Source organism: Streptomyces aquilus, assembly GCF_003955715.1.
GTDB classification, from domain to species: Bacteria; Actinomycetota; Actinomycetes; order Streptomycetales; family Streptomycetaceae; genus Streptomyces; species Streptomyces aquilus.
On sequence record NZ_CP034463.1, the window covers coordinates 2,559,074 to 2,582,447 of the forward strand.

Below are 23,374 nucleotides of genomic sequence, written 5' to 3' on the forward strand. Positions count from 1 at the left end.
AAGAGCCGGGGTGAGTTCGCACAACCCGGGTAACCGCATCCGCATGGGCGAGATCCGTGTGGGCACGTGTTCGTGGACGGACCGGGCGTTGACCGGCAGCGGCTGGTATCCGCCGGGGCGGCGGGACGCCGAGGGACGGCTGCGGCACTACGCCGAGCGGTTCCCGGTCGTCGAGGTCGACTCGGCGTACTACGCGCTGCCGAACGCCCGCACCAGCGCCCTGTGGGCGGAGCGGACACCGGCCGGCTTCGTCTTCGACGTGAAGGCGTTCTCGCTGCTCACCGGTCATCCGACCCGGAGTGCGGTGATGCCGGGAGGGCTGCCCGCCGACCCCGGGAACCCGGCGGCGCTCGACGCGGTGTGGGCGCGCTTCACCGAGGGGATCGAGCCGCTGCGGGCGGCCGGGCGGCTCGGCGGGGTGCTGTTCCAGTTCCCGCCGTGGTTCCGGCCGGGGCAGCGGGCCGGGGCGTTCCTGCGGGAGTGCGCCGAGCGGACCGCCGGCTGGCCCGTCTCCGTGGAGTTCCGGCACCCCGGCTGGTGGCGCAGCGAGTGGGCGGACGTGACCGCCGCCCTGCTCGCCCGGTACGGCATGGCGGCGGTGGCCGTCGACATGGCGCAGACGCTCCCCGCCTCGATCCCGCCCGTCGCTCCCGTCACCTCGCCGCGGCTGTCGGTCGTCCGCTTCCACGGCCGCAGCGCGTCCTGGGGTACGGGGAGCAAGGAGGACCGCTTCCGCCACGAGTACCGGGAGGCCGAACTCGCCGAGTGGCTGCCCCGGTTGCGCTCCCTGGCCGGGCGGGTCGACGAGCTGCACGTGCTGTTCAACAACTGCTGCGGCACCGCGGCCGTCCGTGCCGCCGAGACGATGCGGCGCCTGCTGGCACAGGACGCCACCGTCACGGCGGCACGGGAGGCTCACTCCGCGGCGGCCCGGGACGGCGCGAACACCGCCACCACGGCGCCGACCGCCGCGATGCCCGCCGCCGCCCAGAGCGCCGGTCCGCAGCCGTCGAGGAAGTCGGTCCGCGAGCCGTAGCCGCCGTACGTCGTGAAGATCGCCGCGGCCACGGCGACCCCGAAGACCCCGCCGAGCTCGCGCAGCGCGTTGTTGACGCCGGCCGCCACGCCCGCGTCGCCCAGGGGGACGGCGGAGGTCACGGCGTTGGCCACGCTCGGGAACACCATCGAGATGCCGACGCCCGCGACGATCAGCGGCCCGACGAGGCTGTCGTAGCCGACGCCGGGTTCCACCCGCCAGGCCAGCAGGGCGAGCCCGATGCCCTGGAGGAGCAGGCCGGCCAGCATGAAGGGCCGGGTGCCGTACCGGTCGGCGAGGGCGCCCGCGACCGGGGAGATCAGCAGCGGGGTGGCGGTCCAGACGAGGATGCGCACGCCGGCCTCCAGGGGGTCGTAGCCGAGCCCGGTCTGGAAGAACTGCGTGATCATGAACAGAGCGCCGATCAGCGAGGCGAAGCCCAGGAAGGCCGCCGCGTTGGCCGTGGAGAACCGGCGGTCCTTGAAGTGGGCGAGCCTCAGCATCGGATACCGGGCGCCCTTGTGCTCCCACCTCAGGAAGGCGGCCACGAAGGCGATCCCGACGGCCAGGGTGGCGAGCACTTCCACGCTCCCCCAGCCCGCCTCGGGGGCCCGCACCGGCGCCCAGGCGAGGCCGGTCAGCCCGACCGCCGCCAACACCAGGCCCACGATGTCGAGTTGGGGGCGCGGCCCGAAGCTCTCGGTGAGTTTGCGGGCGGCCAGGGGCAGCATCACCAGCCCGAGGGGCACGTTCAGCCAGAAGATCCACTGCCAGGACAGGCCTTCGGTCACGGCCCCGCCCAGCACGGGCCCCGCGGCCACGCCGAGCCCGGTGACCCCGCCCCACACGCCGATCGCCACGCCCCGCTTCTCGGCCGGGAACGCCTCGCTGATCAGGGTGAGGGTGAGAGGCAGGAGCACGGCGGCGCCGGCGCCCTGCACCACCCGCGCGGCGATGAGCTGGCCCGAGTCGCCGGCGAGGCCCGCGGCGGCCGAGGCGAGCGTGAAGACGGCCAGCCCGGTCACGTACATCCGCCGTCGCCCGAACCGGTCGCCGAGGGCGGCGCCGGTCAGGGTGAGGCAGGCGAAGACGAGGTTGTAGGCGTTGATCGTCCATTCCAGCTCGGACAGGCTCGCCCCGAAGTCGGCCTGGAGCGCGGGCAGCGCGGTGGAGACGACCACGATGTCGAGGGCGCACAGCAGGGCGCCGAGCCCGGCGAGGGCGACGGTCCAGACGCGATGGGGTGGGGCGGGTGGGGCATGGGTTTCCCGGAGGGGGACTTCGAGTGCTTCGGTCGCTTCGGTCATCGTGGTGCCTTCCGTGAGTGTCGTTCACGGAAGGCAGACCGGGCTCATCGTGGAATGGAATCGCGGCGGCCGAGGAAGGCCAGGAGCCGGACGTCGGGCGGTGCGGAGGCCGCCACCGTGACCGGCGCCCCGAACCGCACCCCCCGGTCCTCGGCCGCGACCACGCACCGGGCGACGGGCAGCAGATCGGCCGCGAGGGCCACCGGCAGCGGGCGGGTCCTGCCGCACGCCTGGGCGACGTCCCAGCCGTGCACGGCGATCTCGACGGCGCCGACCGCGCCCATCACCCGTATGTCCAGCGGCCGTTCGCCGACCAGTACCTCGCCCTCGGCGCCGGCCGCCCAGGCGCCGAGCACGGCGCACGCGCGCGTGCGGAAGCCGCACTCCCGGTCGGCGTGCGGCAGCAGTCCGATCCGGCCGCCGGACAGCCCCTCGTACAACGCGTCGAGGGAGTCGTCGAGATGGCCGAGCAGCTCCCCCAGGTCCCACTCGGCGCACGGCGTGCCCCGGCCGAGCCCCATGGACTCCGCCCCGGCGACGCTCCCGAGCGCATAGGCGAGCGAACGCTCCAGCAGCTCCCCCACGTTCACGACAGCACCTCCGGCAGACCGAAGGAGGCGAACAGGGAAGGGTCGAGGAAGACCGTCACACGCCCGATCTCCCGGCCGTGACGCGTGAGCACCTGGACGGAGTGCGCGCGCAGGACGCCGTCGACGCCCCGCTCGTACATCGCCGCCGCCGGCTGCCCGTTCGCGCGCGTGGGCAGCATCCGCAGCCCGCGCTTGGCACGCGCGCGTGGCTCCAGGAAGCGCAGCGCGTCCTTCTGGCCGCGGAACCACTCCAGGTAGGGCGGCATCTCCAGTTCGACGCCGTCCCGCAACAGCGCGAGCAGGGCGTCCATGTCGGCGTTCTCGAAGGCGGCCATGTACCGGTCGAGCACTTCGCGGTCGGCGGCGCCGTCGGGTTCCACGACGAGATCCTCGTCGGGCGCGACCTCGTCGAGACGGGCACGCGCGCGTTGGAGGCTGCTCTTCACGGCGGCGGTGGAGGTGTCGAGGAGGGCCGCGACCTCGGGCGCCCGCCAGGCGAGCACGTCCCGCAGGATGAGCACGGCCCGCTGCCGCGCGGGCAGATGCTGGAGCGCGGCGACCAGGGCGAGCCGCAGACTGCCCCGCGCGGCCACGACCGTCGCCGGGTCGAGCAGCGCGTCCGGCAGCGGCTGGAGCCACGGGACGTCCGTCGCGGGGGCCCTCAGCGACTCCTCAGGCGCCTCTGACGGGCCGCCGAGCCCCGTGGGCAGCGGACGCCGCGTACGGCTCTCCAGGGCCGTCAGACACGTGTTGGTGGCGATCCGGTGCAGCCAGGTGCGCAGGGACGCCCGGCCCTCGTAGCCGTCGTAGGACCGCCAGGCCCGCAGATAGGTCTCCTGCACCAGGTCCTCGGCCTCGTCGGCCGAGCCCACCATCCGGTAGCAGTGCGCGAGCAGCTCGCGCCGGTACGGGTCGGTGAGCCGCACGAACTCGTCGCGGTCCGTCGTCGCCCCCATGGCCACTCCTCTCGCCGGTCATGAGTACAGACCGGCGAGGGAGCGAAAACGCATCGGCGGGACGGACCCGAGGAGGCTCGGAGCCCGAAGAGGCCTAGAGGTCGACTTCCTTCATCAGCATGCCGACCTCGGTGTTGGACAGCCGGCGCAGCCAGCCCGACTTCTGGTCGCCCAGGGTGATCGGGCCGAACGCCACGCGCACCAGCTTGTCGACCGGGAAGCCGGCCTCGGCCAGCATCCGGCGCACGATGTGCTTGCGGCCCTCGTGCAGGGTGACCTCGACGAGGTAGTTCTTGCCGGTCTGCTCGACGACCCGGAAGTGGTCCGCCTTGGCGTACCCGTCCTCCAGCTGGATGCCGTCCTTGAGCCGCTTGCCCAGGTCGCGCGGGATCGGGCCCACGATGTGCGCGAGGTAGACCTTCTTCACGCCGTACTTGGGGTGGGTCAGCCGGTGTGCCAGCTCGCCGTGGTTGGTGAGCAGGATGACGCCCTCGGTCTCGGTGTCCAGCCGGCCGACGTGGAAGAGCCGCGTCTCCCGGTTGGTGACGTAGTCGCCGAGGCACTGGCGGCCCTCGTTGTCCTCCATCGTGGAGACGACACCGGCGGGCTTGTTCAGCGAGAAGAACTGGTACGACTGGGTCGCGACCGTCAGACCGTCGACCTTGACCTCGTCCTTCTCCGGGTCGACCCGCTTGCCCTGCTCCAGGACGATCTCGCCGTTGACCTCGACCCGCGCCTGCTCGATGAGCTCCTCGCAGGCCCGCCGGGAGCCGTAGCCCGCGCGCGCGAGGACCTTCTGGAGCCGCTCGCCCTCCTGCTCGGCGCCCGGGAAGGTCTTGGGGAGCTTCACGTCCTTCTTGTTCGCGTACCGCTCCCGGTTGCGCTCCTCGGCCCGCGCCTCGTACTCACGGGAGGTCGCCGGCACCCAGCGGCCGCGCCCGGTGCCACCCTGCTTGGGTCCGCCCTTGGCGCCGCCGCGCGCCGTAGCGCCACGCCCGGACTTCGGACCCTGCGGAGAGGCGCCGGGACCCACGTCGTACTGGCGCTCCTCGGGGCGCGGCTTCTTCGGCCGGCCGCCCTGCTTGTCGTCACGGGAGTTACCGGCACCGCGGTAATTCCCGCGGCCACCGCTGCTCCCGCCGCGGCCGCCGCTGTTGCCACCACGGCTCCCGCCGTTGTTTCCGCTGCTGTTCCTGCCGCTGCTGCTTCGCATCAAATTTCCGTCTAGTCGTCTGCGTCCTGGCCGTCCGGCGCGTCAGGAGCGTCCGGATCGAACGACGGAACCCCTTCCAGTGTCTCGGCCTCGATCGCCTCCGCCTCCGGGAGGAAGGGCGCGAGCTCCGGGAGCTCGTCCAGACCGCGCAGGCCCATCCGCTCCAGAAAGTAGTTCGTCGTCGTGTACAGGATCGCACCTGTTTCGGGTTCCGTGCCCGCCTCCTGGACCAGACCCCGCTGGAGCAGGGTCCGCATGACCCCGTCACAGTTCACTCCGCGCACCGCGGAGACCCTGCTGCGGCTGACCGGCTGGCGGTAGGCGACGACCGCGAGCGTCTCCAGCGCCGCCTGGGTGAGCCGGGCCTGCTGCCCGTCCAGGACGAAGCCCTCGACGGCCGCCGCGAACGCGGGCCGGGAGTAGAAACGCCAGCCCCCGGCGATGAGCCGCAGCTCGAAGCCGCGCCCCTGCACGGTGTACTCGTCGGCCAGCTCCCGCAGCGCGTCGCCGATCTGCCGCTTGGGCCGCTGGAGGATCTTCGCCAGGTGCTCCTCGGTCGCGGGCTCGTCCACGACCATGAGGACGGCCTCAAGAGCCGGCTTGAGTTCGAGGTCGGCGACGGTACGCAGCCCGGCCGGTGCGTCGGTGGTCTCCTCGCTCACGCCTTGTCCTCCTTGGGCGGCTCGGGCGGTCGGTCGAACTCGTCGGTCACCGTCGGCGTCTCGTCCCCCTCGCCGCCGGTCCACCGCACGATCAGGTCCCCGAGCGCGGTCTCCTGGTCGAGGGCGACGGCCTTCTCCCGGTACAGCTCCAGGAGAGCCAGGAATCGCGCTACGACGGTGAGGGTGTCGTCGGTGTCCTCGACGAGCGCGCGGAAGCTGGCCTCGCCGAGTTCCCTGAGCCGGGCGACGACGATCCCGGCCTGCTCCTGCACGCTGACCAGCGGGGCGTGGATGTGGTCGACGTACACCTGCGGTTTGGGCTTGGGCTGCATCGCCTTCACGGCGAGCTTCGCGAACCCCTCCGCGCCGATGCTGATGACGACCTCGGGCAGCAGCTCCGCGTGGTGCGGTTCCAGGCCGACGGTACGGGGGTAGCGGCGGGCCTCCTCGTCGAGGCGCCGGTTGAAGATGTCCGCGATCTGTTTGTACGCGCGGTACTGGAGGAGCCTCGCGAAGAGCAGGTCACGGGCTTCCAGCAGGGCCAGGTCGGCCTCGTCCTCGACCTCGGCGGCGGGCAGCAGCCGGGCGGCCTTGAGGTCCAGCAGGGTCGCGGCGACGACCAGGAACTCGGTCGTCTGGTCCAGGTCCCAGTCCGGTCCCATGGCCCGGATGTGCGCCATGAACTCGTCGGTGACCTTGGACAGCGCGACCTCGGTGACGTCCAGCTTGTGCTTGGAGATCAGCTGGAGGAGCAGGTCGAAGGGGCCCTCGAAGTTGGCGAGGCGGACCTTGAAGACACCGTCGTCGGGTTCTTCCGCGACCGGCTCAGCCACCTCAGCAGGCACCTCGGGCACCTCAGCAGGTGCCTCGGGCGCCCCCGGCCCCCGGCCCAGCGCACGCCGACGGCCGGCAGCGGCGCCGGCAGCGGGGACAGGGACGTCGTTCGAGGTCATGGCCCCCGCAGGCTACCGCTACCGCCCGCGCAGCCGTCGTACGAGGATGCTCGCGTCCCCACGGGACTCCAGATCGGCCAGCACCACGGCGACCGCCTCGCGGACGATGCGCCCGCGGTCGACGGCCAGTCCGTGCTCGCCGCGGAGCACCAGACGCGCGTGCTCCAGATCCATGAGCTCCTCGGCGGAGACGTACACGGTGATCTTCTCGTCGTGCCGCTCCCGGCCGCTGGGCCGGCGCGCGGACGCCCTGCTGCCGCCGCCCCGCTGCTTGCGCGGTGCGGCGGCGGCAGAACCTTCCTGCGCGTCCTGACGTCGCGTGGAGCGCTCCGCCGCGGTGCCCCGGCTGCGGGACTCACCGGCCTCGGCCGGCTCCGTGGCCACGTGCTCCGCCCCGTCGCCGTCCCCGCCCTGCGCGGGCACGGACTGCGGTGCGTCCTCCGCCGCCGCCGCGTCGCTCTCGCCGGCGGGAGCGGGCACCCGGGCGTCGCCGTTGGCCCCCCGCCGCGGACTGGACGGCTGGAGCGCCATTCCCCCTGTCGTACGGAAGAGTTCGTCGGCCCCCGGCAGACTCACTCGGCGTGACACCGGGCGAGCACCTCCCTGGCGAGCTGGCGGTAGGCGGCGGCACCGACGGAGTTGGAGGCGTACGTGGTGATCGGCTCACCGGCGACCGTGGTCTCCGGGAAGCGGACCGTGCGCCCGATGACCGTGTGGTAGACGTGGTCGTCGAACGCCTCGACCACGCGGGCCAGGACCTCTCGGCTGTGCACCGTGCGCGAGTCGTACATCGTGGCGAGGATGCCGTCGAGCTCCAGCTCGGGGTTGAGCCGCTCCTGGACCTTCTCGATGGTCTCCGTCAGCAGGGCGACACCACGGAGGGCGAAGAACTCACACTCCAGTGGCACTATCACCTTGTGCGCGGCCGTCAGCGCGTTCACGGTCAGCAGACCGAGTGACGGCTGACAGTCGATCACGATGTAGTCGTAGTCGGCCATGAGCGGCTTCAGGGCCCGCTGCAGCGTCGACTCGCGGGCGACCTCGGAGACCAGCTGGACCTCCGCCGCCGACAGGTCGATGTTGCTCGGCAGCAGGTCCATGTTGGGGACCGCGGTCTTGAGCAGGACCTCGTCGGCCGCCATGCCCCGCTCCATGAGCAGGTTGTAGACGGTGAGGTCGAGCTCCATCGGGTTGACACCGAGACCCACCGACAGCGCGCCCTGCGGGTCGAAGTCCACGAGCAGCACCCGGCGTCCGTACTCCGCGAGCGCGGCACCCAGGTTGATGGTCGACGTGGTCTTGCCGACGCCGCCCTTCTGGTTGCACATCGCGATGATCTTCGCGGGGCCGTGATCGGTGAGCGGGCCCGGGATCGGGAAGTACGGCAGCGGGCGACCGGTCGGGCCGATGCGCTCACGGCGCTGACGGGCAGCGTCGGGAGCGAGCGTGGCCGCGTACTCGGGATCCGGCTCGTACTCGGCGTCGGGGTCGTAGAAGTGCCCCTCGGGCAGTTCGTCGTAGTCGGCGAAGTGGTTGTGGGGCGCGCCACTTCCGTCGCCGGCCATGGCGTTCACGTGATGGCCATCCATGCTCTGGTGTGCTGACAGAGTCGTCCCTGTCGTCTGGTGACTCTGGTGGGCTGCGAAGGTGCGCACCGCCACGGAGCCGACAGCCTCGAACCCCGCGGGACCCTGGTCCCGTACCGGCATTCCTGGTTGACCACCCCCGGGAGTAAATGTCGACTCATTCACAAGTCGTCTTACCTCCTTGGTGACCAGGAAACTTCTAGACAGGTCAGCGTGGCACCATGCCGACAGTCGGCGACTCTATGGCGTGTCGGGCGTCCGCAGCAACACAATCCGCCGGACCCGGCCCGATGTGTCGGCAATGAAACATCCCTCTGTCAAGGGCGTACGGCCGTCGCACGGCAGGTTTCACCGGTGTGCGAATCGACCAAAGGGTTACGTTCGAGGCGAGTTGACCGAGAGTCGCAAAGTGACCATACACACATCCGGCCGGACCTTGTCGGGCAAGGTCCGGCCGGGTGCGCGTCGTTGACACGCCATGTTGACGTATCGCCTTTATGAAAAGGTGACTTAGCCGTTCGTCGAGGTCAGGGGCTCAGCCGAGCAGCGTCTCGAGCTCCACGTGCTCCAGGCCGTGCGCCTCGGCGACCTCGCGGTAAACGACCTTGCCCTCATGGGTGTTGAGGCCCTTGGCGAGCGCGGGGTCGCGGCGCAGCGCCTCCACCCAGCCGCGGTTGGCGAGTTCGACGATGTAGGGCAGCGTCGCGTTGGTGAGCGCGTAGGTGGAGGTGTTGGGCACCGCGCCGGGCATGTTGGCGACGCAGTAGAAGACCGAGTTGTGGACCTGGAAGGTCGGCTCGGCGTGCGTGGTCGGGTGGGAGTCCTCGAAGCAGCCGCCCTGGTCGATCGCGATGTCGACAAGGACACTTCCCGGCTTCATCCGGGCCACGAGCTCGTTGGTGACCAGCTTCGGGGCCTTGGCGCCCGGGATGAGCACCGCGCCGATGACGAGGTCGGCGTCGAGGACGGCCTTCTCCAGCTCGAAGGAGTTGGACATGATCGCCCGGACCTTGGTGCCGAAGACCTTGTCGGCCTCGCGGAGCTTGTTGATGTCGCGGTCGAGCAGCGTGACGTGGAAGCCCATGCCGACGGCGATCTGGGTGGCGTTCCAGCCGGAGACACCGCCGCCGATGACGACGGCACGCGCGGGCTGGGTGCCGGGGACGCCGCCGGGGAGCACACCGCGGCCGCCGACCGAGCGCATCAGGTGGTAGGCGCCGACCTGCGGGGCCAGGCGGCCCGCGACCTCGGACATCGGGGCGAGCAGCGGCAGGGCGCGGTTCGGCAGCTCGACGGTCTCGTAGGCGATGGCGGTGGTGCCGGACTCGATGAGCGCGTCGGTGCACTCCTTGGAGGCGGCCAGGTGCAGGTAGGTGAAGAGCGTCTGGTCCTTGCGGAGGCGGTGGTACTCCTCGGCGATGGGCTCCTTGACCTTCAGCAGCAGGTCGGCGGTGGCCCACACCTCGTCGGCGGTGCCGAGGATCTTGGCGCCGGCGGCGATGTACTCCTCGTCCGGGATCGACGAGCCGACACCGGCGCCCTGCTCGATGACGACCTGGTGGCCGTGGCGCACCAGCTCGTGCACGCCGGACGGGGTGATGGCCACCCGGAACTCGTTGTTCTTGACCTCGCGGGGGATGCCGACCTTCACGTCGATCACGGTCCTTGGCTCAGTGGATGTGGGGCAATACAACACATACCCAGGCATGCATGAGCACACCGGGAGACACCGCAGGAGAAGGTGCGGCAGAGCCAGTCTAATGAAGGTGTTCCCGCTGTCTAGCCTTTCATTGCATCAATCTTCTGCGGGTGTACTACGGATTTCGCAGGCATCAGCGTCTTGTTTCGAAGGATCAGGCCGCTCCGGTTCCGTTTCCGGCTCCGAAACCTCCTCCCCCAGCAGCCGCTCCGCGGCCCCCCGGTGCAGCGCCGCCGCGGTGGGATCGCCCAGGTGATCGAGCGTGTCGGCGAGCCTCAGCTGAAGCGCCGCCTGAAGCCGTACGTCCTCCGCGCGCCGCGCCCACTCCACCGCCTCCTGGCAGGTGCGCAGCGATTCCTCGGGGCGTCCGGCGTACTCCTGGACCCGCGCCAGCTCGCTCAACGCCCGCGCGTGGGCGGCGACATCGCCCTCCTTGCGATATCCGGCGACCGCGGCCCGCCAGCCCCGCAGCGCCTCGCCGTACCGGCCCGCGTAGGTGTGCGCGGCGGCGATACGGCCGTACAGCCGGGCGGCGTCCGCGCGCTCGTCCCGGGCCAGGCGCTGGGCGAGGGCGCGGCCGAACCAGTCGGCGGCCCGGTCGTAGTCCCCGAGCTCCAGATGCGCGCCGCCTACGGATTCCATCGCGCGGCCGGTCGCATACGGGTCGTTCGCCTGGCGTCCGGCGTCCAGCGCGGCCCGGTAGCGGGTCAGCGCGTCGGCCGTGCGCCCGGTCTGTGCGTCCAGGTCCCCCAGGTTCAGCAGCGCCGCCGCCTTCTCCCGAGGCAGCTCCCGGCGCTCGGCCACGTCCAGGACGAGCCGGTGGATGCCGTACAGGTCGGGGGCGGCGGCCTGGGTGCCGAAGTGCGCGACCATCGCCCTGACCAGCTGGGACATCAGCCGCCTGGCAAGGGTGTCGAGCTCCCCGTCGGCGACGGCGAGGCGGGCCGAGGCCAGCAGGGCGGGCCTGCGGATGCGCAGCCAGTCCTCGGCGGCCCGGGGACTGGGGAAGCGCAGCGAGCGGGGCATGCCCTGGAGCTTCTCCCGGGCTTCGGGGCTGTCGGTCTCGGTGATGGCGCGGCAGGACTGGAGCAGCCGTACCGTCCGCTCCAGCATCCGGGCGCGGGCCAACTGGAGCTCGGCTGGGCGGTCCTGGGACTCGGCGAGGGACTTCAGCAACGGGTGCAGACAGGCCGGCACCTCGTACAGCGGGAGGGGCGACTCCACGGCGTGCAGCAGGCCGAGGGCGACGAAGTCGTCCAGGGTGGTGCGGGCGCCGCCCACCGAGCAGCCGGCGAGGGCGGAGGCGGTGTGCGGGTCGACCAGGCCGGCCGGGGCGAGGGAGAGCAGTCGCAGTATCCGGGCGGCGGGGCTGGGCAGGGAGCCGTAGGCGAGGCGGAAGACCCGGGTCAGGGGCGTCCCCTCGTCGCCCTCGGCGTGCAGGTGCTTGGCGAGGTCGGCGACGGCGGCCTTCGGCCGGGCGGCGAGCCAGCCGCCGGCCAGCGTCAGGGCGGCGGGCTCGCCCTGGCACTCCTCGACGAGGGTCTCGGCGGCCCGCGGGTCGACGGTGATGCGGACCGAGCCGGTGTGCCGGGTGAGCAGCTCCAGGGCGGACTTGGTGTCGAGGCCGCCCAGCGTGCAGGGGCGGACGTCGGAGATACCGGTGAGCGGGCCGTCGGACACCGCGACGACCAGGCACTCCGGAGTGTCCGGGAGCAGGGCGTCGACCTGGTCGGCGGTCACCGCGTCGTCGAGCAGGAGCAGCGCGCCGCGGTCGGCGAGGGCCTCGCGCAGCGCCGCCGTGAGGTCGTCCTCGGCGGCGCCGGCCGGGGTCGGCCGGTCCAGGGCGGCGAGCAGTTCACGGGCGGCGCGCTCGACGGGGACGGGGGTGCCGTCGGGCTCGCTGAGGCGGGCCTTGAACACTCCGTCGTAACGGTCCGCGACCTGTCGTACGAGCTCCTCGGCGAGCGCGGTGCGGCCCGAGCCGGGGCGGCCCGCGATGAGCAGCACACGCGCGCGGGGGGCCTTCCGGCCGGAGAGGGTGTCGAGGCCCGCCCGTTCGATGTCGGCGCGGAGTTCCTTCAACTCCCGTGTCCGGCCCAGGAACTGACCTTCGGCCGACAGCTGAACGCCGCTCGTGTCCACCGCCTGATCCGTCACGGGCCACACTCCCGTCCCACCGCACGCGCAAGCCCGCCGGGACTCCGAACGGGCATTTACAGAGCGTAGTTCACCCTCTGCAACGTTCCCGGTGGAGCACGGCGGGCAGGTCGCCCGATCGGATCAACCGATGGTCACACCAGGAGTGTTCAGGACTCGAAGGGACGCGCGGGCCAGGGCGCGTCCGCGGGACGCAGCGCGTCGAGGCCGTCGCCCTGCTGCGCGGCGACGAGCGAAAGCACGCCGACCACCAGGCAGTTGTTGTGCAGCTCGCCCGCCAGCACGCCCCGCACGAGCTCGTCGAGGGGCACGCGCGCGTACTCCAGGTCGATCTCCTCGTGCTCCACCTCGAAGCGCTCGCCCTCGGCCTCCGACAGATCACGGGCCAGGAAGATCCGCACGGCCTCGTCACAGCCGCCGGCCGTGGTGTAGACGTCGGTCAGCACCCGCCAGTCCTCGGCCTTGACGTGCGCCTCCTCGTACAGCTCGCGCTGGGCCGCGTGCAGCGGGTTCTCGCCGGGCACGTCGAGCAGGCCGGCCGGGATCTCCCACAGCTTCTGGCGCACCGGGTGGCGGTACTGCTTGATCAGCAGCACCCGGCCCTCGTCGTCGAGGGCGAGCACGCCGACCGAGCCGGGGTGGACCTGGTAGTCACGGCGGACGACCTTGCCGTCGGGCATGACCACGTCGTCGGTGCGCACGGAGGTCTTGTTGCCCACGAAGGGGGTCTCCGTCGCCCGGATCTCCCACTCCTCCGGGGTGTCCTTGATCGTCATGCCCAGTCCTTCCGCACGTGCTCAAAGAGAAGCCGGGGCGCCGCCTTTTGAATGCGAACGCCCCGGCCACCGTACAACTGTTGTGTTACTTCGAGGTCTTCCGCTGAACCGCGGCCTTCACCAGGCCCGCGAAGAGCGGGTGCGGCCTGGTCGGACGCGAACGCAGCTCGGGGTGCGCCTGGGTCGCCACCAGGTAAGGGTGCACGTCCCGCGGGTACTCCACGTACTCGACGAGCTTGCCGTCGGGCGACGTGCCGGAGAACAGGATGCCCGCCTTCTTCTCCAGCTCCGCGCGGTAGGCGTTGTTCACCTCGTAGCGGTGGCGGTGGCGCTCCTCGATGTACTCCTTGCCGTCGTACACCTCGCGCACGATCGAGCCCTCGGCCAGCTTCGCCGGGTACATGCCGAGCCGCATGGTGCCGCCCATGTCGCCCTCACCGGCGACGATGTCGAGCTGCTCGGCCATGGTGGAGATGACCGGGTGGGCGGTGGCGGAGTCGAACTCGGTGGAGTTGGCGTCCGGGATGTCGGCCAGGTTGCGCGCGGCCTCGATCACGATGCACTGAAGGCCCAGGCAGAGACCGAGCAGCGGGATCTTGTTCTCGCGGGCGTACTGGATCGCGCCGACCTTGCCGAGCACACCGCGGTCGCCGAAGCCGCCCGGGATGCAGATGCCGTCGACGTCACCGAGCTGCGCCGCGGCGCCGGCCGGGGTCTTGCAGTCGTCGGAGGTGACCCACTTGATCTTGACGCGGGCCTTGTTGGCGAAGCCGCCCGCGCGCAGCGCCTCGGTGACCGAGAGGTAGGCGTCCGGCAGGTCGATGTACTTGCCGACCAGGGCGAGGGTGATCTCGTGGTCGGGGTTGTGGACGCGGTCGAGCAGGTCGTCCCAGGTCGTCCAGTCCACGTCGCGGAACGGCAGGTCCAGCTTGCGGACGACGTAGGCGTCCAGGCCCTCGCCGTGCACGGTCTTCGGGATGTCGTAGATCGAGCGGGCGTCGGGGCAGGCGACCACGGCGGCCTCGTCGACGTCGCACATCAGCGAGATCTTCCGCTTGATCGCGGTGGGGACCTCGCGGTCGCAGCGCAGCACGATCGCGTCCGGCTGGATACCGATGTTCCGCAGGGCCGCAACCGAGTGCTGGGTCGGCTTCGTCTTCAGCTCTCCCGACGGCCCGATGTACGGAAGGAGGGAGATGTGGACCACGAAGACGTTGTCCCGGCCGACCTCGTGACGGACCTGGCGGACCGTCTCCAGGAACGGCAGCGACTCGATGTCGCCGACCGTACCGCCGACCTCCGTGATGACCACGTCGACCTCGTCGGTGGCCATGCGGCGGATGCGGTGCTTGATCTCGTTGGTGATGTGCGGGATGACCTGCACGGTGTCGCCGAGGTACTCGCCGCGCCGCTCCTTGGCGATCACCGTGGAGTAGACCTGGCCTGTAGTGACGTTGGCGCTGCCGTCCAAGTCGCGGTCGAGGAAGCGCTCGTAGTGTCCGATGTCCAGGTCGGTCTCGGCGCCGTCGTTGGTGACGAAGACCTCTCCGTGCTGGAAGGGGTTCATCGTGCCGGGGTCGACGTTCAGGTACGGGTCGAGCTTCTGCATGACGACGCGCAGGCCCCGGGCCTTGAGCAGCATCCCCAGGCTGGAGGCCGTCAGGCCCTTGCCGAGAGAGGAGGCGACACCCCCGGTGACGAAGATGTGCTTGGTCGTCGTAGATTTCGGCGGCATGGCCAAGAGGGGGCTCCCGTGGTCGCGATCTGGGGTGCGGGGCGGCGCTGTGACCGGAGATTCCCGGCGTCGCCGTCGCTGCGGTCGGGGGTTTTGTCCACCACCGGTCCACGGGCTACCAGGGTATCAGCGCCTCGGGGGGATGGCTTCCGGCCACGCTCCGCGCACGCGTCGACACAGACGCTCACCCGTCACGGGTTTCTTACCGGCTGCTCACCCGTTCGGCCCATCCGCGTTGCCCGGAGCGGCACACAGATCATCTACGTGCGTCGTATCCTGCTCGGACATTCACTGCCGAGCGCGCCCGGCAACACGGCACCACCCCCCGCCCGTAAGCCCCGGAACAACGTGAGCTCGTCAGTTCGTTGAGAAGAGATCGTCGTTTTGCCCAGCGGCACAGCGACTGTTTTGCTTGACCGCTCAACGACGTATTACAACGACCCCTTGACCGCACTAGCGACAGCCCCCTTTTTTCCCAGGGGGTGACGTGGCCGTTCGACTGGAGTTGCACGTGGCCGGGCGCATCGAAGACTACGCACTCATCGGAGACATGCAGACCGCCGCCCTGGTCTGCCGGGACGGCACAGTGGACTGGCTGTGCCTGCCCCGCTTCGACTCGCATGCCATCTTCGCCGGCCTGCTGGGCACCGAGGAGCACGGCTTCTGGCGCCTGGGGCCCGCGCATGCCGCCGACGCCGAGCCGCCCACCGCGGCCCGGCGCAGCTACCGCGGCGACTCGCTGATCCTGGAGTCCGAGTGGGACACCCCGCGCGGCACGGTCCGGATCACCGACTTCATGCCGCCGCGTGACGGCGCGCCGCAGCTGATCCGGATCGTGGAAGGCGTCTCGGGCCGGGTCCCGATGCGCTCGGCCCTGCGGATGCGTTTCTCGTACGGGCGGGTCGTGCCGTGGGTGCACAAGCACGACGGGCGCACGGTCGCCGTCGCGGGCCCCGACTCGGTGTGGTTCGACACCGACTGCGAGACCTACGGCAAGTCCCTGACCACGTACTCGGACTTCACGGTCGCCCCGGGTGACCGGATCGCGTTCACGATCTCGTGGGAGCCCTCGCACAAGCAGCCGCCGCCGCTGCCGGAGCCGGAGCAGTCGCTGGAGGCGACCGAGGAGTTCTGGCGGGACTGGGTCGATCACTGTACGTACCACGGCCCCTACCGCGAGGCCGTCGTCCGCTCGCTGATCACGCTGAAGGCGCTGACGTACGCCCCGACCGGCGGCATCGTCGCCGCCCCGACGACCTCGCTGCCCGAGGACATCGGCGGCGTCCGCAACTGGGACTACCGCTACACCTGGCTCCGCGACGCCGCGATCACACTCTCCTCGCTGCTGCGCACCGGCTACCGCGAGGAGGCCCGCGCCTGGCGCGAGTGGCTGCTGCGGGCGGTCGCGGGCGACCCCGAGAACCTTCAGATCATGTACGGCATCGCGGGTGAGCGGGAGCTGGGCGAGGCCGAGCTGGACTGGCTGCCGGGCTACGAGAACTCCGCGCCGGTCCGGGTCGGCAACGGCGCGGCCCACCAGCTCCAGCTCGACGTGTACGGCGAGGTCACCGAGGCCCTGCACCTGGCCCACATGACGGGCCTGGCCCGCAACGACTACGCGTCCCTGCTCCAGCTCAAGCTCATCCGCTACCTGGAGGACCACTGGGACGAGCCGGACGAGGGCATCTGGGAGGTGCGCGGCCCGCGCCGCCATTTCGTGCACTCCAAGGTCATGGCCTGGGTCGCGGTGGACCGCACGATCAAGCTCATCGAGTCCGGGGACGCGGACGGCCCGCTGGAGCGCTGGCGCGAGCTGCGCGACGACATCCACCGGGACGTGTGCGAGAAGGGCTACGACAAGGAGCGCAACACGTTCACGCAGTCGTACGGCTCCAAGGAGCTGGACGCCTCCCTGCTGCTGATCCCGCAGATGGGCTTCCTGCCGCCGGACGACAAGCGGGTCATCGGCACCATCGAGGCGATCCAGCGCGAGCTGTCCACGCCGGACGGCTTCATCCTGCGCTACCCGACCGAGGGCGACAGCGAGGGCGTCGACGGACTGCCCGGTGACGAGGGGGCGTTCCTGGCCTGCTCGTTCTGGATGGCGGACGACCTCGCGATGATCGGCCGCGTCGACGAGGCCCGCAAGCTGTTCGAGAAGCTCCTCGCGCTGCGCAACGACCTCGGACTGCTCGCCGAGGAGTGGGACCCGCGTCTGAAGCGCCAGGTGGGCAACTTCCCGCAGGCCTTCAGCCACGTCCCGCTGATCGACACGGCCCTGCGGCTGACGGCGTCGGGGGCGTACGGGGGCTGACGGGGGCTGACCGACGTCACGGGCGTGCCGCGCCTGCCGCAGCGCGGCGCGGCACGCCCCGTTTGTGACCATTCGGGAACGTCCCCCCGCCCGGCAGGACCACAGCCCCCACCCCGCCTACGCTGGAACCACCTGCCCCTGCATGAAAGGGGGCGCCCCAATGGCCTCCCCATCAAAGGCCGGCACGGCTCTCGCCGCGCTGCGCGAGGAACTGGTCGGCGACGTGTTCGCCCCGGGGGACGCGGGCTACGACGAGGCCCGTACCGTCTTCAACGCGATGATCGACCGGCATCCGGCGGTGATCGCCCAGTGTGTCGACGAGGCCGACGTCGTACGGGCGGTGCGCTTCGGCCGGGACCTGGACCTGCCGATCGCGGTGCGCGGCGGCGGGCACAGCGTGGCGGGGATGGCGCTGAACGACGGCGGTCTGGTGATCGACCTGCGCCACATGCGGGCGGTCACCGTCGACCCCACCGCATCGGCGGTACGGATCGCGGGTGGCGCCACGATGAGCGACCTGGACCGGACCTGCCAGCCGTACGGCCTGGCCACCACCGGCGGCCGGGCCTCCACCACCGGCGTCGGCGGGTTCGTCCTCGGTGGCGGCACCGGCTGGCTGGACCGCTGGTGCGGGCTCGCCGTCGACAACCTCCTCGGCGTCGACCTGGTCACCGCCGACGGCCGTCGGGTGCACGCGAGCGCCGACGACGAGCCGGAGCTGTTCTGGGGGCTGCACGGTGGCGGCGGCAACTTCGGCATCGCGACCGCGCTCACCCTGAGGCTGCACGAACTGCCCGAGTTCGCCATCGCGTTCCTGCTGTTCCTCCCGGAGCACGGCCCCGAGGTCGTCCGCACCTACCGCGACATCATGGCCACGGCCCCGAACGAAGCGAGCGGCGGCGTCATCTATCTCACCGGCCCGCCCGAGGAGTTCGTGCCGCCGCACCTGGTCGGCACGCTGCTGTGCGGTGCGCTGCTGACGTACGCCGGGTCCGAGGCGGACATGCGCAAGGTCGCCGAGCCGCTGCTGGCGCTGCCGCACGAGACGGAGATCGTCGGGGCGATGCCGTACGCGGATGTCCAGTGCATGCTCGACGATCCGCCGGGGATGCGGAACTACTGGTCGGCGGAGTATCTCAGGGAGGCGCCGGACGCGTTCCTGGACGTCTACTGCGCGCGGGCGGCGTCCATGCCGGTGCCCACCGGCACCATCCATGTCCTGTTCCCGCAGGGCGGGGCGATCGCCGACGGGCCGCGCGAGTACCCGGTGCCGTACCGGGACGCGCTATGGGCCGTGCATCCCTTCGCGATGTGGGAGGACCCGGCGGACGACGAGCGGGTGATCCAGTGGGTCAGGGACGTCCGAGCGGACGCCCGGCCGTGGAGCACCGGCGCGGTCTACCTCAACTTCATCGGCGACGAAGGCGCCGACCGGGTCGTGGCCGGGGTCGGCGCGGAGAACACCGACCGACTGGCGGCACTGAAGCGGGAGTACGACCCGGACAACGTCTTCCGCTTCAACCACAACATCAGCCCTGCGTGAGCTGCGGCGGGGAGCGCCGGCGTCCGGAGATGTCGTCGAGGCATCCGCACAGGTAGCGTCCGGCTCATGGACAGCAGATTCGACAGCCAGGGCGCCGGCATCACCGTTCAACGGGCGCTGGAGCTGCCCGGCCTGCGCAGTGGCCTGCCCGAGATCCTCGCGGGCGCCGACCGGTTGCAGCGGCCCGTGCGCTGGGTGCACGCGGGCGAGGTGCCCAACATCGCGTCCCTGCTCAAGGGCGGCGAGCTTCTGCTGACCACCGGCTACGGGCTCGGCACCCGCCCGGCCGAACAGCGGGCGTTCGTCCGCACCCTCGCCGAGCGCGGCATCGCGGCCCTCGTCATCGAACTCGGCCCCCGCTTCACCCGGCTCCCCGCGGCCCTCGTCGACACGGCCCGCGCGACCGGCCTCCCGCTCGTCCAACTCCACCGCGAGGTGCCGTTCGTGACGGTCACGGAGGAGATCCACACCGAGATCGTCAACGGCCACTACGCACTGCTCCAGCGGGCCGAGGAGGTCCACCGCCGATGTACGGAGGCCCTGCTGGGCGGCGGCGGGGTGCCCCAGGTCCTCGGCATCCTGGCCGACTTCAGCGACAACCCGGTCTTCCTGGAGACGACCGACGGCCAGCTCCTGTACGCGGCCGGGGCCGGGCCCGAGGGGGCGGACCCGCTCCAGGTGTGGGAGGGGCTGCGCGGCCAGCACAAGGACACCCCGCCGGCCGGGTCCGTGCTGGTCGACGTGCCCGGCGGCGGGCCCGGCACCGGCTCGGTACGGGCCCGCCTGGTCCTGCTCCCGGTCCGCGGCTCCCTGGTCCCCGTGCACCGGATGGCGGCCGAGCGGGCGGCGGGCATTCTCGCCGTCGTGCTGATGCAGGCCCGCCAGGAGGAGGAGCTGGCCGCGCGGGGCCGCGGCGACTTCCTGACCGACCTCGCCGAGGGCCGGATCACGGCGGAGGACGCGCCCGCGCAGGCACGCGTGCTGGGCTTCAAGCCGGGGAGCAGCCCGCTGCTGCCGGTGGTGATGCGGCTGGGCGACACGCTGTCCCCGGGCGGCGGCTGGGCGGTCCTGGCGAGGGCGGTCTCGGAGGAGCTGGCCTCGGTGGGGGTCCCGGTCCTGCTGGGCGTACGACCCCTCGAAGGCCGTGTGCTGGTGCTGCTGGGCCTGCGTTCGGAGTCGGAGCGGTCGGCGGTCGCGGACCGGGTCGCGGCGGCGCTGCGGGCCGGGGTGGAGCGGGCCGGGATGCAGCGGCCCGGCGCCCAGCTCCCGGTCGTGGTGGTCGGCGTCGCGGGCGGCTGGGCGGCGGCCTCGGCGGGGCTGCGGCACGCGGCCGAGACGGCGACCGCGGCCCAGGGCCTGTCGGACCGCCCCTGGTACGACGCCCGGCGCCTCGACATCGACCTGCTGCTGTGGCGGCTGCGCGACCATCCGGACCTGGCGGCCTTCGTCGACCGGGCGATCGGTCCGGTACGGGACCACGACGCCCGCTCCAAGCCGCCGCTGCTGCCGACCCTGGAGACGTACCTCGCCCACGCCGGCCGCAAGGCGGAGACGGCCCGCGAGCTCCACCTCAACCGCCAGACGCTCTACAACCGCCTCGCGCGCATCGGCGAGTTGCTGGGCACCGACCTCGACGACCCGCAGACGGTACTGGCGTTGAGCCTGGCGCTGCGGGCACGCAGGCACGTGTCCTAGATCAACGGGCGCGGCTGGGTCAACTCGTCGTAGACACTGAGCACTTGGGCGACGGTCTCGTCCTCCGTCGGCCAGGTGGCCGCCTGCCGTACGCCCTTCTCGCGCAGTTCCTCGCATCGCGCGGGGTCACCGAGCAGCCGTACGACGGCGTCCGCGAGCGCCTGGGGGTCCCCGTACGGCACGAGTTCGGCGGCGTCGCCGACGAGTTCGGGCATGCTGCCGACGTCGGTCGCGACGAGCGGCACGCGCGCGTGCAGGGCCTCCTGGGCCAGCAGGGAGCGCGACTCCCAACTGCTCGACAGCAGCGCGAGGTCGGCGGCGGCGAGCAGGTCGGTGACGTCGTCGCGCCGGCCGATCAGCCGGACCGGCAGCTCCTCGTCCTCGATCCTGCTCTGCAACTCGGCCCGCAGCGGCCCCTCTCCGGCGATCACGACGAGCGGCACGGGATCGAGCGCCCGCCATGCGCGCGAGGCGTCCAGCAGCGTGTCGTACCCGCGATGCCGGTCCAGCGAGCCGACGGCCATCAGCAACGGCCGTCCGATGGCCCCGAGTTCGGCCCGCACCTTGGGCCGCAGCCGCTCGGGATCCTCCAGCCGGACGGTACGGCGAGGCCCGGGCAGGGCGACGGCGGCGAGCCGCGCGTCCCGGGCGCCGGTGGTGCGGGCCCGGTCGACGAGGGCGGAGGTGGCACCCAGCACCACGGAGGCGGCTTTCACGACCCGCCGCTCCAACAGTCGTACGAGATGGGCCCGAGCGCCCTCGGCGCGCGCCCGGTCGTGCCATGTCACGACGAGCGGGGTGCGCCGCCCGCTGAGCGCGAGGACGGCACGGAAGGAGGCGTGCAGTCCGTGCGCGTGCACCAGATCGGCGTCCGCGCAGGCGGCCCGCAGCGCGGCGACGGACCCCGGATCGCTGCTCCTGGGCACATGCACGTGCTCGGCACCGGCCCCGGTGAAGTCGTAGATGCGATCCGCCTCGACAGGGGCGCACACGGTGACCTTCACGCCCCTCGCGACGAGCCCGGAGGCCAGGGACCGCACATGCGCGCTGCTGCCGGCGTTGCCGCCGCCGAGCACCTGCACGGTGCGCAACGGCGACTGACCGTGCGGTGAGTGGCTGCTCACGGGGCTCACGTGGCCGGGGCTCCTGGTTCGGCGTCGGGCGGTCACGAGGAAACGTACAGAAGGTATCGAGCGGAGGGGTGGACCGCGCGCTTCCTACGCGTACTACGTGCTCCCCCAAGGATGCCAGCACGTACGGGTGTTCCGGGAACGCCGACGGTGTGCGGATTCGGGGTGAAGGCAGGGCAGGTCACCCACACGGGTGAACCAACCACCCCACCCACCACACGGAACGCGCGGCGGTGACATCGCCCCCGTCACACGGCGCGCGCCCAGGGCTCGTTCCCGTCGCGGAGCGGCGCAACAGCCCTACGCGTCCGCCCTCGCCGCCGCCAGGAGTTCCTCCGCATGGGCCCGGGCCGTCTCCGAGTCCTCCTGGCCTGCCAGCATCCGGGACAACTCCCGTACCCGTTCCTCCCCTTCGAGGACCTTCACGCCGGAGCGCGTGACGGACCCGTCGTTGGTCTTCTCGACCAGCAGCTGCCGGTCGGCGAACGCGGCGACCTGCGGCAGATGCGTGACGACCACGACCTGCGCGGACTTGGCCAGCTTCGCGAGCCGGCGGCCGATCTCGACCGCCGCCTTGCCGCCGACACCGGCGTCGACCTCGTCGAAGAGATACGTCGGCACCGGATCGGTCCCGGCGAACACGACCTCGACGGCCAGCATCACGCGCGAGAGCTCACCGCCGGAGGCCCCCTTGGCGATGGGCCGCGGCGGGGCTCCGGGGTGGGGCGCGAGCAGCAGCTCGACCTCGTCCGCACCAGACGGCCCGTACGCGACGGTCCGCCCGCCGACCTCGATGCCGTCCGCGTCCTCGGTCTGCCGGATGTCGAAGGACACGCGCGCGTGCGGCATGGCCAGCGACGCCAACTCGGCGGTCACGGCGGCCGCGAACCGCGAGGCCGCCTCCGCCCGCGCGTCGGTCAACGCCTGTGCCAGCCCACCCAGTTCGGCCCGCAGCGCGTCCCGCTCGTCGGTGAGCTCGCCGATCCGCTCATCGTCCCCGTCCAGCTCGATGAGCCGCGCGGCCCCCTGCTCGGCCCAGGACAGAACGGCGGCGACATTCTCGCCGTACTTCCGCGTCAGCGCCGTGAGAGCGGCCCTGCGCTCCTCGACCGCCGCCAGCCGCAGGGGATCGGCGTCGAGATCGTCGGCGTACCCCGCCAACTCCCCGGCGACATCCCCCAGCAGAATCCCGACCTCGCCGATCCGGTCGGCGAGCGAGGCCAGGGCGGGGTCGTACGACCGTACGGCGTCCAGAGCCCGCTGCGCGCCCGCCACCAGCGTCGCGGCGTCGATGCCCTCGGGGTCCTCGGGATTCCCGGCGAGGGCCGCGTGCGCGGCCGTGGCGGCGGACGACAGGGCCTCGGCGTGCCCGAGCCGCTCGGCCTCCTCGGCCAGCTCGACGTCCTCACCCGCACGCGGTTCGACCCCGGCGATCTCGTCGAGCCCGTAGCGCAGCATGTCGGCCTCCTGGGCCCGTTCACGCGCGCGTGTGGTGATCTCGTCGAGCTCGGCGGAGACGGCCCGCAGCCGCCGGTAGGCCTCGCCGTACTTGGCGAGCGGCACGGCGACCGCGTCCCCGGCGTACCGGTCGAGCGCCTGCCGCTGCCGGGACAGCTTCAGCAGCCCCTGCTGATCGGTCTGCCCGTGCACGGCGACCAGTTCGTCGGCGAGCTCGGCGAGCACGCCCACGGGCACGCTCCGCCCGCCCAGGTGCGCCCGGGAGCGCCCCTCGGCGGAAACGGTACGGCTGATCAGCAGCGCCCCGTCGTCGAGCTCGGCCCCGGCCTCCTCGGCGCGTACGACGGCCGTGGCGCCCGCGGGGACGCTGATCCGCCCCTCCACGACCGCCTTGTCGGCCCCGATCCGCACGAGCGCCGGGTCCGCCCGCCCACCGAGCAGCAGCCCCAGGCTGGTGACCACCATGGTCTTGCCCGCACCCGTCTCACCGGTGACAGCGGTGAACCCGGGCGACAATTCGACGACGGCATCGTCGATGACTCCGAGCGACCGTATCCGCATCTC

At 71.9% G+C, this 23,374-nt stretch carries 17 protein-coding genes and 1 pseudogene; 4 read left to right on the top strand and 14 right to left on the bottom strand.

The window, feature by feature from the left end; all coding sequences use genetic code 11:
- Positions 1–43 precede the first annotated feature (43 nt).
- The gene (locus EJC51_RS48650) at positions 44–1,036 is read left to right on the top strand and encodes a DUF72 domain-containing protein (RefSeq protein WP_126276912.1); all 993 of its coding nucleotides are present in this window, start codon (positions 44–46) and stop codon (positions 1,034–1,036) included.
- On the opposite strand, the pseudogene EJC51_RS11835 reads toward EJC51_RS48650, so the two are convergent.
- The 12 genes and pseudogenes from EJC51_RS11835 to EJC51_RS11890 all read right to left on the bottom strand — a co-directional run.
- Positions 1,003–2,343: pseudogene (locus tag EJC51_RS11835) on the bottom strand (MFS transporter); the annotation flags it as partial. The gene EJC51_RS48650 and the pseudogene EJC51_RS11835 sit on opposite strands and share 34 nt — an antisense overlap.
- A 44-nt stretch (positions 2,344–2,387) precedes the next feature.
- Positions 2,388–2,933, bottom strand: coding sequence for a TIGR03086 family metal-binding protein (locus EJC51_RS11840; RefSeq protein ID WP_126271039.1), 546 nt, complete (start codon positions 2,931–2,933; stop codon positions 2,388–2,390).
- The gene (locus tag EJC51_RS11845; protein WP_126271040.1) at positions 2,930–3,889 is read right to left on the bottom strand and encodes a sigma-70 family RNA polymerase sigma factor; all 960 of its coding nucleotides are present in this window, start codon (positions 3,887–3,889) and stop codon (positions 2,930–2,932) included. Before EJC51_RS11845 ends, EJC51_RS11840 begins: the two co-directional genes overlap by 4 nt.
- A gap of 94 nt (positions 3,890–3,983) precedes the next feature.
- Positions 3,984–5,102 (bottom strand): pseudouridine synthase, encoded by a 1,119-nt coding sequence (locus tag EJC51_RS11850; RefSeq protein WP_126271041.1) that lies wholly within the window; start codon positions 5,100–5,102, stop codon positions 3,984–3,986.
- A gap of 11 nt (positions 5,103–5,113) precedes the next feature.
- A complete protein-coding gene (gene scpB / locus EJC51_RS11855; RefSeq protein WP_126271042.1) occupies positions 5,114–5,764 on the bottom strand; it encodes an SMC-Scp complex subunit ScpB in 651 nt (216 codons plus the stop codon).
- A complete protein-coding gene (locus tag EJC51_RS11860) occupies positions 5,761–6,717 on the bottom strand; it encodes a segregation and condensation protein A (RefSeq protein ID WP_126271043.1) in 957 nt (318 codons plus the stop codon). Before EJC51_RS11860 ends, scpB begins: the two co-directional genes overlap by 4 nt.
- An 18-nt stretch (positions 6,718–6,735) precedes the next feature.
- Complete coding sequence (locus tag EJC51_RS11865) at positions 6,736–7,305, bottom strand: hypothetical protein (protein WP_244362589.1); 570 nt, start codon at positions 7,303–7,305, stop codon at positions 6,736–6,738.
- The gene (locus tag EJC51_RS11870) at positions 7,290–8,426 is read right to left on the bottom strand and encodes a ParA family protein (RefSeq protein WP_059196697.1); all 1,137 of its coding nucleotides are present in this window, start codon (positions 8,424–8,426) and stop codon (positions 7,290–7,292) included. Before EJC51_RS11870 ends, EJC51_RS11865 begins: the two co-directional genes overlap by 16 nt.
- 412 nt (positions 8,427–8,838) lie before the next feature.
- Positions 8,839–9,963: an alanine dehydrogenase gene (ald, locus tag EJC51_RS11875; RefSeq protein WP_165951297.1), complete on the bottom strand. Its 1,125-nt coding sequence runs from the start codon at positions 9,961–9,963 to the stop codon at positions 8,839–8,841.
- A 135-nt stretch (positions 9,964–10,098) separates the two neighbouring features.
- Positions 10,099–12,159, bottom strand: a complete 2,061-nt coding sequence (locus EJC51_RS11880; RefSeq protein WP_126271044.1) for a tetratricopeptide repeat protein — start codon at positions 12,157–12,159, stop codon at positions 10,099–10,101.
- A 149-nt stretch (positions 12,160–12,308) separates the two neighbouring features.
- Positions 12,309–12,935 (bottom strand): NUDIX domain-containing protein, encoded by a 627-nt coding sequence (locus EJC51_RS11885; RefSeq protein ID WP_079310588.1) that lies wholly within the window; start codon positions 12,933–12,935, stop codon positions 12,309–12,311.
- Between the two features lie 85 nt (positions 12,936–13,020).
- A complete protein-coding gene (locus EJC51_RS11890; protein ID WP_126271045.1) occupies positions 13,021–14,670 on the bottom strand; it encodes a CTP synthase in 1,650 nt (549 codons plus the stop codon).
- Positions 14,671–15,181: 511 nt separating this feature from the next.
- On the opposite strand from EJC51_RS11890, the gene EJC51_RS11895 reads away from it, so the two are divergent.
- From EJC51_RS11895 to EJC51_RS11905, 3 genes are all read left to right on the top strand, one after another.
- Positions 15,182–16,984, top strand: coding sequence for a glycoside hydrolase family 15 protein (locus tag EJC51_RS11895; protein ID WP_126276915.1), 1,803 nt, complete (start codon positions 15,182–15,184; stop codon positions 16,982–16,984).
- Between the two features lie 160 nt (positions 16,985–17,144).
- Positions 17,145–18,527 (top strand): FAD-binding oxidoreductase, encoded by a 1,383-nt coding sequence (locus EJC51_RS11900; RefSeq protein ID WP_126271046.1) that lies wholly within the window; start codon positions 17,145–17,147, stop codon positions 18,525–18,527.
- A 66-nt stretch (positions 18,528–18,593) separates the two neighbouring features.
- Positions 18,594–20,222, top strand: coding sequence for a PucR family transcriptional regulator (locus EJC51_RS11905; RefSeq protein ID WP_126271047.1), 1,629 nt, complete (start codon positions 18,594–18,596; stop codon positions 20,220–20,222).
- Here the strand turns inward: EJC51_RS11905 and EJC51_RS11910 are convergent.
- Both EJC51_RS11910 and recN read right to left on the bottom strand, forming a co-directional pair.
- On the bottom strand, positions 20,219–21,355 hold the full coding sequence (locus tag EJC51_RS11910) for a glycosyltransferase family 4 protein (protein ID WP_126271048.1): 1,137 nt from the start codon (positions 21,353–21,355) through the stop codon (positions 20,219–20,221). The genes EJC51_RS11905 and EJC51_RS11910 overlap by 4 nt on opposite strands.
- Positions 21,356–21,652: 297 nt before the next feature.
- Complete coding sequence (gene recN, locus EJC51_RS11915; protein ID WP_126276916.1) at positions 21,653–23,371, bottom strand: DNA repair protein RecN; 1,719 nt, start codon at positions 23,369–23,371, stop codon at positions 21,653–21,655.
- Positions 23,372–23,374 lie beyond the last annotated feature (3 nt).

Bases quoted from the DNA above. Each gene is read 5' to 3' on its own strand.
- EJC51_RS11900 (WP_126271046.1), top strand. From the start codon at position 17,145: ATGGCCTCCCCATCAAAGGCCGGCACGGCTCTCGCCGCGCTGCGCGAG.
- EJC51_RS11860 (WP_126271043.1), bottom strand. From the start codon at position 6,717: ATGACCTCGAACGACGTCCCTGTCCCCGCTGCCGGCGCCGCTGCCGGC.
- EJC51_RS11870 (WP_059196697.1), bottom strand. From the start codon at position 8,426: ATGCCGGTACGGGACCAGGGTCCCGCGGGGTTCGAGGCTGTCGGCTCC.
- EJC51_RS11885 (WP_079310588.1), bottom strand. From the start codon at position 12,935: ATGACGATCAAGGACACCCCGGAGGAGTGGGAGATCCGGGCGACGGAG.
- recN (WP_126276916.1), bottom strand. From the start codon at position 23,371: ATGCGGATACGGTCGCTCGGAGTCATCGACGATGCCGTCGTCGAATTG.
- EJC51_RS11905 (WP_126271047.1), top strand. From the start codon at position 18,594: ATGGACAGCAGATTCGACAGCCAGGGCGCCGGCATCACCGTTCAACGG.
- EJC51_RS11845 (WP_126271040.1), bottom strand. From the start codon at position 3,889: ATGGGGGCGACGACGGACCGCGACGAGTTCGTGCGGCTCACCGACCCG.
- EJC51_RS48650 (WP_126276912.1), top strand. From the start codon at position 44: ATGGGCGAGATCCGTGTGGGCACGTGTTCGTGGACGGACCGGGCGTTG.
- EJC51_RS11850 (WP_126271041.1), bottom strand. From the start codon at position 5,102: ATGCGAAGCAGCAGCGGCAGGAACAGCAGCGGAAACAACGGCGGGAGC.
- EJC51_RS11890 (WP_126271045.1), bottom strand. From the start codon at position 14,670: ATGCCGCCGAAATCTACGACGACCAAGCACATCTTCGTCACCGGGGGT.